This window comes from Aequorivita nionensis (assembly GCF_046352995.1).
Classification (GTDB): Bacteria; Bacteroidota; Bacteroidia; order Flavobacteriales; family Flavobacteriaceae; genus Aequorivita; species Aequorivita nionensis.
The window spans coordinates 1,749,281-1,763,262 of the sequence record NZ_CP130281.1; the positions used below are offsets into that span (position 1 = coordinate 1,749,281).

A 13,982-nucleotide genomic window follows, 5' to 3' on the forward strand; every position below is an offset into this window, starting at 1 on the left:
ACATTCTGGTCTTTATAGAATCATTTTCTCAAAAGGAATGACCGTCTCAAACCCTTTTTTCTTAAAGTAATCCATATCAATTTCATTTCCAGTAGCCAACACAAAATCCCCGCCCCAAGCGCCCAAACTTTTGATTGTATTGGGATAATCGCTAAAAAGTTGCTCTTTTATAGTTGGAAGTTTTATAATTTCTGAAATAATTTTCTCGTGGGCATTCATCAGCTTTTCAAAGTCTGAAAGTGAATAACACATCAAAAGCTTATTGCTGATGTCTGAAATTCTTTGAATTATTTTTTCATCAACTGAAGTGTTTCGATATCTCGCAATCCCTTTTTTACTGTCCTGTTTTTTATTTAAATGCACAAAAAACAATGAATCTGTAAAATCCCACGGAAGATGAACTTTCCTGAATTTAGAATTTCCGTTCTTCAATTCATATAAAATAGGAGCATCGCTTTGCGCGGCAGCAATATCATATCCACTTCCACCAAAACTATTGGCGAGTAGCGCGAAGCCATCTACTTTTGCCCATTGCGCAATGTTGTTTATTAAAGTGGAAGAAGAGCCCAAACCCCAATTCCGCGGGAAATCCAGTGTTGTTTTAACTTGAATTCCTTCATATTTGGAAAGAAAATCGGAATTCAACTCTTGCGCTTCGCGAAGTATTTTTGATACAGTTTTTGAAATTTCACTTTCCTTATTTTGGCTTTCAAAATTCTTTAAATCGAAAAAATCCTCAAACCAAAGTGATCCATTTTTATCATAACTTTGCCAATGAATTTCTTTTTTTTCTGAAATATCAATTTCCAAAGATTGACCATATTTCGTGGGAATTGCAAGCGCAGTTGCACCATCCAGTACCACATATTCGCCAGTCAGCAATAGTTTTCCGTTACTGTAAAATATTTTCTTCAAATTCTTTTAAACTGCTTTGCTTATCAACTTCTCAACTTTTCCAAAAAAGAAACAACTGAACTATGTGAAACCGCGTTTTCTTTAAAATATTCCACTGCATTTTCCTTTTCTTCTTTTGTAGCTTCCAATTGATTCAAAATATTCATCAAGTGCATTTTCATATGTCCTTTCTGAATTCCGGTAGTAACTAATGATCGCACTGCCGCAAAATTTTGAGCCAATCCGGCAACCGCCATAATTTTCATCAATTCTTTAGCGTCCGGTTTTTGAAGAATTTCAAAAGCAAGCTTTGTAAGTGGGTGAAGCGAGGTCAATCCGCCAACAGTGCCAACTGCCAAAGGCAATTCAATCCAAAAAGTGAAAATATCATTCTCAATTTTAGCGTTTGTCAAACTTCCGTAATAGCTGTTTCGGGCGGCGTAGGTGTGTACACCAGCTTCTACCGCACGGAAATCGTTTCCAGTTGCTAAAACAACTGCGTCAACTCCATTCATAATTCCTTTATTGTGCGTTACGGCACGTCGGGTTTCGGTTTTAGCAATGTCAATGGCACGGACAAATTTTTCTGCAAAATGCTTTCCCTCATAGTGTTTTGTAGTAAGTTCTTCCACTTTACAGCTCACTTCAGCTCGTACCAAACATTCGGGAACGTAGTTGGAAAGTATGCTCATCACTACTTCGGGATAAGTTTCCTTTTGCTGAAAAGGTTCAAAATGCTTCGCTTCTTCCTCAAAAGTATGCGCCATTTGCTCCAAACAGCTGTTTATAAAATTGGCGCCCATCGCGTCCAAAGTTTCAAAAGTGGCGTGAATATAATAATAGCCTTCCAATATATGCGATTTATCCAATAATGAAAGCTCCAAAAGACCGCCACCACGGGCTTTCATGTTTTTTTCAATGGATTGGATGCTGTCGCGAAGTTTTGCTTTTACTTCTTCAAAAAAGGCTTCAACATTTTTTTCACTTCCGAAGAAGTTAAAGTGAATTTGCCCATTTTTTTCCGTGGAAATTACTTCAGCCTTAAAACCGCCGCGTTCCAGCCAAAATTTTGCGGCATTGCTGGCGGCAGCAACTACCGAACTTTCTTCGGTAACCATTGGTAATGCGTATAGTTTTCCGTTGATTAAAAAATTTGGAGCCACGCCAAAAGGCAAGTAATAATTGGAAAGCGTATTTTCAATAAAATCATCGTGAAGTTGCTGTAACGAAGGGTCTTCATTCCAGTATTTCTTTAAAATTTGAATGGAATTTGGATTGTTTTGCAGGTAATTTTCTGCAAGCCATTCAATTTTTTCAGCTTTCGTTTTTTTTGAAAATCCGGAAACGTGTTGTTTCATCTAATTATGTTACATTGAATTGCAAAGATAGCGTTTCGTAAAAATTTCTTTGGGAATCATTTGAAAAAGAAAGGTATTTAGAAACTAAAATGTATTCCTAAATACCTTTCACAATTAACTTAAAACAAAAAAGGTTTTAAGTTTCTTTATTTAAACTACAGATCTTACTTTTTATTCTGCTGTTTTTTAATGGTTTTTTTATCGATGTCAAAATCGTTTGTTTTTTGGTTTGTGTTTCCCGTAGGGTTTGTGGGATTCTTTTGTTCTGTTTTTCTTTCAAATTTCTTTTCCATGATTCCTTCTTTTTTGTTTAAAATTGAATAACTAAAATAGAAAAACCAAATCACAAATTCCCTTAAACCCTTGCTAAAGAATGGTTAAACCTTACGAATAGCGCTTATAAATGCTGAAATTCCTGCTATTCCTTTTTCTGAAAGCATTTTTATAAATGCACTTCCAATGATCGCCCCTTTTGCGTGTTTTGTTGCTTGCTGAAAGGTTTCTGAATTATTTATTCCAAAACCAACAATCTGTGGATTTTTAAGTGAAAGCGAAGCAATTCTTTTAAAGTATTCTTCTTGCGCATTTCCAAAACCTGAAGAGCTTCCGGTAACACTCGCGCTGCTCACCATATAAATAAAGCCTTCGGAAGCTGCGTCAATTTGGCGAATGCGTTTTTCGGAAGTCTGGGGCGTGATCAAAAAGATATTTATAAGGTTGTATTTTCTGAAAATTTCGGCATAATTTTCCTCGAACTCTGCTAAAGGAAGATCGGGAAGAATCAAGCCGTCAATACCAACTTCAGCACACTTTTGGCAGAAATTTTCTACCCCGAATTGAAGCACGGGATTGAAATATCCCATCAAAATAAGCGGAATGGAAACCGTTTTTCGGATGTCTTTCAATTGCTTAAAAAGCAAATCGGTAGTCATGCCATTTTTTAAAGCCGTTTGCGAACTAGCTTGAATGGTAGGCCCATCTGCTAACGGATCGCTGAAGGGCAAGCCGATTTCTACCATATCCACGCCGTTTTTTTCCAACTGCTGAAGTATTTCAACCGTGTCGTCCAATTTTGGATAACCCGCGGTGAAATATATGGAAAGCAGTTTTTTGTCTTCTGAAAGTTTACTTTGAATTCTGTTCATAATATAGAAATAGCTCATAGGTTTTTGAAACCTGTGAGGTCTTAATTACAGGTTAAAATATTTAATGTACGTATCCAAATCTTTATCCCCGCGTCCGCTCAAGTTCACTACAACCACATCATCTTTTTTGAATTTTCTGGTTTCAAAAATTGCCAGAGCATGGCTGCTTTCAATGGCGGGAATAATGCCTTCAAGTTTGCAAAGTTCAAGTCCTGCCTGCATCGCTTCTTCATCGGTTATAGAAATAAATTCACCTCTGCCGCTGGCAAAAAGATTGGCGTGCATTGGGCCAACTCCAGGATAGTCTAAACCTGCAGAAATAGAATAGGGTTCTGTAATTTGCCCATCAGCCGTTTGCATCAACAGTGTTTTACTGCCGTGAATAATTCCCACTTTTCCCAAAGCTGATGTCGCCGCGCTTTCGCCACTGTCAATTCCTTTTCCGGCAGCTTCAACCGCAATAATTCCAACTTCCGGTTTGTCCAAATAATGATAAAAGGCACCTGCGGCATTACTACCGCCACCCACACAGGCTACGACAAAATCAGGGTTTTCCCGGCCTTCTTTTTCATTGAGTTGCGTTTTTATTTCTTCTGAAATCACGCTTTGAAACCGTGCAACCATATCGGGGTACGGATGTGGGCCAACGACACTACCGATAATATAATGTGTGTCCAAAGGATTGTTTATCCAATCACGGATAGCTTCATTTGTGGCATCTTTCAGGGTTTTACTGCCGCTTGTTGCGGGAACTACTTTCGCGCCCAGCATTTTCATTCGGGCTACGTTTGGCGCTTGGCGTTTTATGTCGATTTCGCCCATAAAAACGATGCATTCCAAACCCATCAAAGCACAAGCTGTGGCAGTCGCTACGCCGTGTTGGCCGGCTCCGGTTTCGGCAATGATTCTGGTTTTGTCCAATCGTTTCGCCATTAAAATCTGGCCGATGGTGTTGTTCACTTTATGTGCGCCCGTGTGGCAAAGATCCTCGCGTTTTAAGTATATTTTTGTACCGTATTTTTCCGAAAGACGTTTCGCAAAATAGAGAGGAGTAGGGCGTCCCACATAATCTTTCAGCAATTGTCGAAATTCCTTTTGAAAAGATTCCTCAGCCATTATTTGTAAATATTGTTGGCGTAATTCCTCCACATTTGGGTACAGCATTTCGGGAATATATGCTCCGCCAAACTCACCGTAATAGCCTTTTTCGTTTACGTTATAATTCATTTTTTAGTATTGAGTATTGAGTATTGAATACTGAGTATTCAGTCTTGGTTCTTGTGTCTTGGTTCGTGGTTCATTTTCAGTCGTGTTTCAATATTTCGATAAATACTTTTAAAGCTGAAACATCCTTCATCCCCGGCTCAATTTCAAATTTGCTATTCACATCAATCGCGTGGATGGGAAGGTCTGTTTTGAGTATTTTTTTCAATAAATCAACTTCTTCCAATCCAATGCCGCCGCTTAAAATGAAAGGTTTTTTCGATGGATATTTTTTTAAAATTTCCCAATCAAAGGTTTTTCCGGTGCCACCTTTTTCTTTGCCTTTTGTGTCAAAAAGAAATGCATCCACTTTATTTTCAAAAACTGATAATTGATTAAAATCGAAGATGTCATCAACGCTAAAAACCTTCCAAACCAACACATCGGGATAATATAAAGTGAGGTAACCCTGCAAATCGAGAATATATTCCTTGTTTTCATTGCCGTGAAGTTGGATTACGTCCAAAGAATATTTTTTGCACAATTCAATCACTTTTGAAATTTTTTCATCCACAAAAACGCCCACTTTTTTAATTCCTTTTGGTAATTCTGGGATTTCACCATCGAAATACCGCGGACTTTTTTCGTAAAAGATAAAACCCAAATAGTCTGGTTGAAGTTCTGCAACTTCAGTGATATTGTGTTTCATTCCGCAAATCTTTAAAAGTGGTTTCATCTCAAATTTTGAATAAATTGTTTGGCCGTTTCGCCGGGATTTTCGGTTTTCATAAAATTTTCACCAATCAAAAATCCTTCAAAACCGTAGGTTCTCAACTCTTTTATGGTTGCCACATCGCTGATTCCGCTTTCGGAAATTTTTATAAAATCGGCTGGAATTTCTTCGGACAGTTTTTTGCTGATGTCGATATTCACCTTGAAATTTTTAAGGTTTCGATTGTTTACGCCAATCATATCCACATTGGGCAAAAGTGATTTTTGAAGTTCTTCGGAATTGTGAACTTCCAATAAAACGTCGAGTTTTAGACTTTTCGCTAAAAACGAAAACTGTTTTAATTCCTCCGCAGAAAGACAAGCCGCAATCAGTAAAATAGCATCGGCGCCGTAAGCTTTTGCCTCATAAATTTGATAGGGATCAATTATAAATTCCTTCCGCAGAATAGGGATGGAAACCGTTTTTTCAGCAACCAAAAGATCATCGAGCGAACCGCCAAAAAAGTTGGAATCCGTTAAAACCGAAATTCCTTTTGCCCCAGCATTTTCATATCCCGAAACCACTTCGGGCAACAAAACCTTGTCGTTAATCACCGATTTGCTCGGTGAACGGCGTTTGTGTTCGGCGATAATTCCCGTTGTTGAAATGCGCAAAGCTTCCGCCAGCGATTTGGTTTCCTTTGTAAAAAGTGGAAATTTCTCCAGTAATCGCACCGGAATTGCTTCCTTTTTTGCGGCAACTTCTTTCAGTTTATAAGCCGTTATATTATCTAAAATTGTCATTGTTGAGTATTGAGTATTGAGTATTGAGTATTGAGTATTGAGTCGTGATTCAATCGGATATTTGCTGCAATTTCTTTAATGAATTCAGGGCTTTTCCAGATTGTAAAGATTCTTTCGCCTTTTCAAAACCATCTTTTATTGTGCAATTTTCAACTACTGAAATCGCCATTGCGGCGTTGGCGCAGACCACATTGTTTTGTGCTTCGGTGCCATTTCCGTTTAAAATATTCAGAAAAATTGCGGCAGAATCATTTACCGTTTCGCCACCAAATATTTCTGATTCCTCAATTTGTTTCACTCCGAAATTCTCTGCATTCAAAATAGTTTCCGAAGTTTTTGAAATCACTTTTACTGGTCCTGTCAGCGAAATTTCATCATAGCCATCCATTGCATGTAGCACAGCGTAATTTTTCTCGCTTTTTTGATAGAGATAACCATACATTCGTGCCAATTCCAAATCGAAAACGCCGACCAATTGGTTTTTTGGAAAGGCTGGATTCACCATCGGCCCGAGCATATTAAAAAATGTTTTTACGCCCAATTCCTTGCGGATTGGTGCAACGTTTTTCATCGCAGGATGGAAGAGGGGCGCGTGCAAAACGCAGATTCCCGCTTCATCCAAACAACGCTTTAAAAAATCCTTTTCATTACTTAATTTAATTTCCAAAGCCTCCATTACATTGCTACTACCGCTAACAGATGAAACTCCGTAATTGCCGTGTTTTGTTACTTTAATTCCTGCGCCCGCAGTTACAAAAGATGCCAAAGTTGAAATGTTAAACGTGTTTTTTCCATCGCCGCCCGTTCCGCATAAATCGATAGTGTTGTATTCGCTGAAATCTACTGCCAAACACAAGTCCAACAAAGCATCGCGAAAGCCTTCCAGCTCTTCTAAACTCACGTTCCGCATCATATAAACCGTTAAAAAGGCAGCAATCTGACTTTGATTGTACTTTCCTTCGGAAATGTTTACCAAAACGGTTCGGGCCTCGTCTTTGCTGAGTTGTTTGTGGTTTATTAATCTGTTTAAAATATGTTTCATTGTTAAGTTGATGAGTCGATGAGTGTATAAGTTTAGCTGTAAATACTGCGAACTGTGACTGAAAACTGAATACTTTTTCTCAACTTTCAATCCAATTTTTAATAATCTGTTTTCCTTTCGGGGTAAGTACACTTTCGGGATGAAATTGTACGCCGCAAACATCATAAAGCTTGTGGCGAAGGGACATAATCTGCCCATTTTCATCGACTGAAGTGATTTCCAAAACCTCCGGAAATCCTTCTTTTGAAACCACCCAACTGTGGTAACGGCCTATTTCAAATTCCTTTTCAATTCCCTTAAAAAGAGGTTCGTTTTCAGAAATTATCGTTGTTTTTGTAGCAACGCCGTGAAAAACTTTGCTCAAATTTTCCAATTTTCCACCAAAAACTTCCCCGATTGCTTGTTGCCCTAAACACACTCCAAAAATGGGTTTTGAAGCTGCGTATTTTTTGATCACTTCTTTCAATAATCCTGCTTCATCGGGAATTCCCGGGCCGGGAGAAAGTAGAATTTTATCGAAATTTTCTACTTCTTCCAAATAGAATTTATCGTTTCTTCTTACGGTTACTTCGCAATCCAATTCCTCTAAATAGTGGACCAAATTGTACACAAAACTGTCGTAGTTGTCGATGACTAATATTTTAGTCCCCTTCCCCAGCCCTTCCCCCTGGGGGAAGGGAGCCTGATTTTTAATTTTATTTATTTCTTCTTTCATGAATTATTATTTTTTGCTCCCCTTTGGGGCTGGGGGACTTATATGTTTTCAGCCAATTCCAGCGCTTTTGTGAGCGCGCCGAGTTTGTTATAAACCTCCTGCAATTCGTTTTCTTCATTGCTTTCCGAAACCACGCCAGCGCCAGCTTGGTAATGCAATGTATGATTTTTGCTTACGAAGGAACGAATGATAATCGCGTGATTAAAATTACCGCTGAAATCCATAAACCCGATGGCGCCGCCGTAAAATTCGCGGCTTCTATTTTCATATTTTTCCAGCAATTGCAGGGCTTTGTGTTTCGGTGCGCCGCTCAATGTTCCTGCGGGAAAGGTGTCCGCCACAATTTGCATGGTAGAGACGGTTGGGTTTTTCGTTGCCGTAACTTTGCTAACTAAATGAATTACGTGTGAAAAAAACTGAACCTCGCGATAGGTTTCCACTTTTACGTTCGTGCCGTGGCGGCTCAAATCGTTTCGCGCTAAATCGACTAACATCACGTGTTCGCTGTTTTCCTTTTTGTCTTCGGAAAGTTTTTTGGCGAGCTCGGCGTCCTGCTCGTCGTTTCCGGTGCGTTTGAAGGTTCCCGCAATTGGATGGATTTCGGCACGGTTTCCTTTCACTACCAATTGCGCCTCGGGTGAACTTCCGAAGATTTTAAAATTTCCGTAATCGAAATAAAAAAGATAGGGCGAGGGGTTCACGCTGCGCAAAGCTCTGTAAACGTTGAATTCATCGCCCGTGAATTTCTGCGAAAAACGTTTGCTGGGCACAATCTGGAACACATCACCGCGCTGGCAATGCTCTTTGCATTTTCGCACCAAAGCTTTGAAATCTTCATCGTTTAAGTTTGTGGTTCGCTCACCGTTTCTTTTAAAAGGATATTCGGCAAAACTTTTGGACTTTAAAATCTGCTCAATCTGCGGAATATTATTTTCAGCTTCAAAAGTGTGGGCAAAAATATATGCTTCGTTGTTGAAATGATTTATCGCGATTATGTTTTGGTAAACCGCATAAAACAAATCGGGCATTTCAAGATTTTCCTCTTTTTTTTGAAGCTCAATATCCTCAAAATAGCGCACCGCATCAAAAGCCATAAAACCGAAAAGACCGTTGTTGATGAATTTAAATTTACTTTCTTCCGAAGAAAAAGAGGAGGCAAATTCGTCTAAAATAGTTGGAACATTCGTTTTTTCTGAAATTTCAATTGTGGTGCTTTTTCCACCCGGAAAATGCTGAAAAATGGTTTCGTTTTCCACTTTTATGGAAGCAATGGGATTAAAGCAGATATAGCTGAAACTATTGTCGTTGGCGTGATAATCGCTGCTTTCCAGCAACAGACTGTTCGGGAATTTATCGCGTAATCGCAAATACACCGAAACCGGCGTGAGCGTATCTGCCAAAAGTTTTTTTGAATATGTTTTTAAATTGTATTTCATTTCGTCAAAATATGTGAATAAAAAAAGGCTTGTCGTGATTGACAAGCCTTTTCGTATATTTTATACTATAGGTGTTCCGCTCACGAGGTTTTCCGTAAGTTTTTCCACCACCAAGTATTTTGTGTAAATGTTTTCATTGTTTCGGGTTCAAATATAGAATTTTTTTTGAAGACAGTTTTCTTTTATTGAAAAATTTAAAATTTCTAATTCTGAAATGAAACTTTTTGGCACTAAATAAGTCTATTAATCTTACGTTAATGGTTTGCTTTAATCATTTCACTTTCAATATTTTTAGCAAATGAAATTACTTCCGCTTATACTTTTTGTTTTGATGTTTCAAGGCTGTTTGGATAAAAAATCTGAAACAACTTCTGAAGTTGCAATGAAAGAAAATCTTTCAATTAATAAAGAAGATTTCAATTCAAAAAAAGTTGTTTCCTTGAATTTCGAAGAACTTGAACGGCAGTATCTTCAAAAGAAAAACGATTCAATTTATGTAATTAACTTTTGGGCCACTTGGTGCAAACCCTGTATAAAAGAGCTTCCGGCTTTTGAAAGATTGGCTTCGGACTATTCCGATAAAAAAGTGAAACTATTGTTGGTCAGCCTTGATTTTCCGGACAAACTGGAGAGCCAAGTAATTCCTTTTATTAAAAAGAACAACATACAATCTGAAGTGGTGTTATTGGATGATTCTGACGCCAATAGTTGGATTCCAAAGGTTTCACCACAATGGAGCGGTGCCATTCCCGCAACGGTTATTTATAAAAAAGACATTCGAAAATTTTACGAGCAATCGTTTACTTTTGAAGAGCTTGAAACTGGGTTAAAAACTTTTCTATAAAAATTTGAATTATGAAAAATATACTTTCCAGCATATCATTTGCAGCCCTTGTATTGATTGCTTTTAGCAGTTGTAAAAACGAATCTACGGATAAAAGTTGGGATCTTGCCGTTAGCGAAATTGTCCAGCCCGAATTCACGGAAATTAACTCTGAAACCGAAACGAAAGGATATACTATCGGTGATGAAGCTACCAATTTTAAACTGAAGGACGTAAACGGGAAAATGGTTTCGCTTTCCGATTATAAAGATGCCAAAGGTTTTATCGTGATTTTTACGTGCAATACATGCCCGTATGCGGTTGCTAGTGAAGAAAGAATGGTTGCGTTGGACAGGGAGTTTAAATCAAAAGGATTTCCTGTGATAGCAATTAATCCAAACAATCCGGAGGTTCAGCCAGATGATACGTATGAATTGATGCGAGAAAAAGCAAAAGAAGCTGGGTTTACTTTTCCGTATTTATATGACGAAAGCCAAACAATCTATGCAAAATATGGCGCCACAAAAACGCCGCACGTTTATCTATTGCAAAAAGAAGATGGAAAAAATGTTGTAAAATATATCGGCGCCATTGATGACAACGTTCGAAATGCTTCTGAAGTTAAGGAAAGGTTTTTAGCGAATGCCGTAAATGAGCTTTTGGCAGGAAAAGAAATTTCTGTGAAGGAAACCAAAGCAATTGGCTGTTCTGTAAAGCAGTAATTATTTTAAAATAAATTACTTGAAAGCCTTGCTGCAAACAGCAGGGCTTTTCTTTTTAACAAAACTTTAGAAAATTCTTTTATATTTGAAAACAAAAAAAATCACCTCAATTTCTATGAAACAAATTTACCTTTTCCTTCTTTTTGTATTTTCTTTTTCAACGATAGGGGCACAGATCATCAACTTTCCGGATACTAATTTTAAAAATGCATTACTTAATAATTACCCTGTAATTGATACAAATAATGATGGTGAAATTCAGATAAGTGAAGCCAATGCCGCGACCTCATTGAATATTTCGAATAAGGGAATTACCTCTTTGCAAGGATTAGAATATTTTACCAATATAACTACTCTAAAGTGTCAAGAAAATAATTTTCCTGTTTTGGATGCTGGATTTTTGGTAGCTATGGAAAGTATAGATTTTTCAGACAACCCGAACTTGGTTACTGTAAATCTTTCAAATTTAGAAATGATTCAAGGAACATTTAAGGCAAATAATTTAGACAATTTGACTTCTTTGAATCTTAACAATTTGTTACAGGTAGGCGGAAGTTTTAATTGTAGTTTCAATCCTATCTTGACGGATTTAAATTTAAATGCACTCTCTTCAATAGCATTCACGTTCTATATTGTCCAGAATTCGTCTCTCGCGACTTTAAATACGCCCAATCTTGTAAGTGTGGGTGTGGATTATTCGGTATATTCTAATCAAGTATTGTCCTATTTGAGTGGAGCAAATTTAACCATTGTTCCAAAGAATTTAGCGGTGTATAATAATCCACAACTTGTAGATTTCATTTTTCCATCTCTTAGCTCTGTGGGCACATTTACCGTGCACCATTTAGCAATTATTAACTTAAATCTTCCTTCTTTACAAACTATTACAGGCTCTAACCCTTATCAAGGTGTAATAAGTATAACATATATTGACACTTTAGAAAGTATAGATTTTAGTGGTTTAGAAACAGTAACGAAAGATATAGTGTTTGAGGCCGTGGAAAATTTGGTTACAGTTAATTTTGATAATCTCTTGTCAGTAGGTCGCAATATCAGTATTGATACAAATATTTTGGATGGGCTAAGTCTTCCCAGCCTTGAAACCGTGTACGAACTAAATTATAATAATAATATTCCCGCATCATTAAATTTGAATTCGTTGATTTCAGCCAATAGTATAGTCTGTTCTTACTCTAACATAACAAGTGCGGATTTGAGTAGTCTTGAAACCATTCCAACATTACGGCTTGATCATAATAGAATAACCTCCTTACATCTTGATAACTTGATTTCATCTAATTTAATAAATATTAATAATAATGACTTGATAGAATTTGGCACATTAAGTCTTGAAACTGTGGGCACCCTTGATCTGTCATTCAATGAATTGGAAACTTTGGATTTCCCCTCCTTCACAGGTAATGTGGGCTCTTTAAGATTATATGCTAACCAGCTTACCGATATCACTTTTGGCCCCAACTTAACCTCTGTTGACAACCTTTTGCTTGAAAGCAATCAATTTGTAACGCTGGATATAAGTAATGTTCCAGTGATGAATACCTTGAACTTGGATAATAATCAACTTTTAACAGTATTCATAAAAAATGGTACAAACGAGAATTTAACTATAGCTAACAATCCAAACCTACAATATGTTTGTGCAGATGAAGAACAATTAGCTGATGTAAATACCGAAATTCTGGATAGTGGCTCTTCTATAGCTCACACAAATTCTTATTGTTCTTTTGTTTTGGGCGGCGATTATTTTGAAGTGAAGGGTTCTGTAAAAAATGATTTCAATGCCAATGGTTGCGACCCTTTAGATAATCCGTTGCCTTATTTTCAACTGCATAGTACGGATGGCACCAATTCTGGCGTTTTTCTTTCAAATTCGCAGGGCGAGTACTCTATTCCTGTACAAGAAGGAACGCATACCATTACACCAGTTTTAGAGAATACGGACTATTTTACAATTTCACCAACAGAATTTACCGTTAATTTTCCTGCAGATCCAACGCCATTTCTACAGGATTTCTGCATACTTCCAAATGGAAATCATCCCGATCTGGAAATAGAAATTATTCCAACATTTCCGGCCAGACCAGGGTTTGAAACATCTTATAGAATAGTTTATCACAACAAAGGCACCCAAATGCAATCTGGCGAAATTAAATTTCGTTTTTATCCAGTCACACAATTCGTTTCCTCTATCCCAGACATAAGCTCGCAGGATACTGAAAATTTATACTATGATTATGTAGATCTGAAACCTTTTGAAACCCGGGAAATAAATTTGATCATGAACGTAAATGGACCTATGGATAATCCACCAATTAACATTGGTGATTACTTAGGTTATAAGGCTACTATTTATCCTGTAGTTGATGACGAAACTCCGAATGACAATAAGTTTGAATTAAAACAACAAGTAGTAGGCTCACTCGACCCTAATGATAAAACTTGTTTGCAGGGCGAAAGCGTGGGGCCAGAAACTGCTGGTGAGTATGTACATTATCTGATTCGTTTTGAAAATACAGGTAACTATCCAGCTGAAAATATAGTTGTGAAAGATGTGATTGATACTGAGAAATTTGAAGTTTTAACACTACGTGCGTTAAACGGCAGCCACGAATTTTACTCACGAATAAAAGAAAATGTGGTTGAATTTATATTCGAGAACATCAATCTTCCTTTTGACGACCAGAACAACGATGGTTATGTGCTTTTCAAAATAAAAACCAAACCCGAACTGCAACTTGGCGATACTTTCAGCAACGAGGCCGCCATCTATTTTGATTATAATTTTCCAGTAATTACCAATGAATATATTACGACCATTGAAGAACAATTGGAAACCCCAGATTTTGAGTTTAATAATGAATTCGTGCTCTATCCAAACCCTTCAAAAAACATTTTGAATATTCAGAAGAAAGCAACTACAGAAATCACTTCCGTTGAAATATATAATTTGCTTGGTCAGGTTGTGATTGCTATTCCATCAAAAACAGAAATGATTGATGTCTCCTCATTAAAAGCTGGAACCTATTTTGTGAAACTCAACAGCAATAAAGGAAAGTCTTACTCAAAATTTATTAAAGAATAGTTTCTTTTTAAATTTATTAAAAACCG

13 protein-coding genes are annotated in these 13,982 nt (G+C 37.3%); 3 read left to right on the forward strand and 10 right to left on the reverse strand.

Annotation, left to right across the window (positions count from 1 at the left end):
* Positions 1-12 precede the first annotated feature (12 nt).
* From Q2U82_RS07900 to Q2U82_RS07945, 10 genes are all read right to left on the reverse strand, one after another.
* The gene (locus tag Q2U82_RS07900; protein WP_410004335.1) at positions 13-915 is read right to left on the reverse strand and encodes a GYDIA family GHMP kinase; all 903 of its coding nucleotides are present in this window, start codon (positions 913-915) and stop codon (positions 13-15) included.
* A 23-nt stretch (positions 916-938) separates the two neighbouring features.
* A complete protein-coding gene (locus Q2U82_RS07905; protein WP_410004336.1) occupies positions 939-2,252 on the reverse strand; it encodes a hydroxymethylglutaryl-CoA reductase, degradative in 1,314 nt (437 codons plus the stop codon).
* Positions 2,253-2,416: 164 nt separating this feature from the next.
* A complete protein-coding gene (locus tag Q2U82_RS07910; RefSeq protein ID WP_278184087.1) occupies positions 2,417-2,545 on the reverse strand; it encodes a hypothetical protein in 129 nt (42 codons plus the stop codon).
* A gap of 84 nt (positions 2,546-2,629) precedes the next feature.
* Complete coding sequence (gene trpA, locus Q2U82_RS07915; protein ID WP_410007146.1) at positions 2,630-3,397, reverse strand: tryptophan synthase subunit alpha; 768 nt, start codon at positions 3,395-3,397, stop codon at positions 2,630-2,632.
* A gap of 45 nt (positions 3,398-3,442) precedes the next feature.
* Entirely contained in the window at positions 3,443-4,624 is a 1,182-nt protein-coding gene (gene trpB, locus Q2U82_RS07920) for a tryptophan synthase subunit beta (protein ID WP_410004337.1), read from the reverse strand.
* Between the two features lie 76 nt (positions 4,625-4,700).
* The gene (locus Q2U82_RS07925; protein WP_410004339.1) at positions 4,701-5,309 is read right to left on the reverse strand and encodes a phosphoribosylanthranilate isomerase; all 609 of its coding nucleotides are present in this window, start codon (positions 5,307-5,309) and stop codon (positions 4,701-4,703) included.
* 23 nt (positions 5,310-5,332) lie between these two features.
* The gene (gene trpC, locus Q2U82_RS07930) at positions 5,333-6,115 is read right to left on the reverse strand and encodes an indole-3-glycerol phosphate synthase TrpC (RefSeq protein WP_410004340.1); all 783 of its coding nucleotides are present in this window, start codon (positions 6,113-6,115) and stop codon (positions 5,333-5,335) included.
* 49 nt (positions 6,116-6,164) lie between these two features.
* On the reverse strand, positions 6,165-7,157 hold the full coding sequence (trpD, locus tag Q2U82_RS07935; protein WP_410004341.1) for an anthranilate phosphoribosyltransferase: 993 nt from the start codon (positions 7,155-7,157) through the stop codon (positions 6,165-6,167).
* 79 nt (positions 7,158-7,236) lie between these two features.
* Entirely contained in the window at positions 7,237-7,872 is a 636-nt protein-coding gene (locus tag Q2U82_RS07940) for an anthranilate synthase component II (protein WP_410004342.1), read from the reverse strand.
* A gap of 38 nt (positions 7,873-7,910) precedes the next feature.
* Entirely contained in the window at positions 7,911-9,308 is a 1,398-nt protein-coding gene (locus Q2U82_RS07945; protein WP_410004343.1) for an anthranilate synthase component I family protein, read from the reverse strand.
* 298 nt (positions 9,309-9,606) lie between these two features.
* On the opposite strand from Q2U82_RS07945, the gene Q2U82_RS07950 reads away from it, so the two are divergent.
* From Q2U82_RS07950 to Q2U82_RS07960, 3 genes are all read left to right on the forward strand, one after another.
* Positions 9,607-10,152, forward strand: coding sequence for a redoxin domain-containing protein (locus tag Q2U82_RS07950; protein ID WP_410004344.1), 546 nt, complete (start codon positions 9,607-9,609; stop codon positions 10,150-10,152).
* Positions 10,153-10,163: 11 nt separating this feature from the next.
* Entirely contained in the window at positions 10,164-10,853 is a 690-nt protein-coding gene (locus tag Q2U82_RS07955; RefSeq protein ID WP_410004345.1) for a thioredoxin family protein, read from the forward strand.
* A 115-nt stretch (positions 10,854-10,968) separates the two neighbouring features.
* Positions 10,969-13,956: a T9SS type A sorting domain-containing protein gene (locus tag Q2U82_RS07960; RefSeq protein ID WP_410004346.1), complete on the forward strand. Its 2,988-nt coding sequence runs from the start codon at positions 10,969-10,971 to the stop codon at positions 13,954-13,956.
* Positions 13,957-13,982 lie beyond the last annotated feature (26 nt).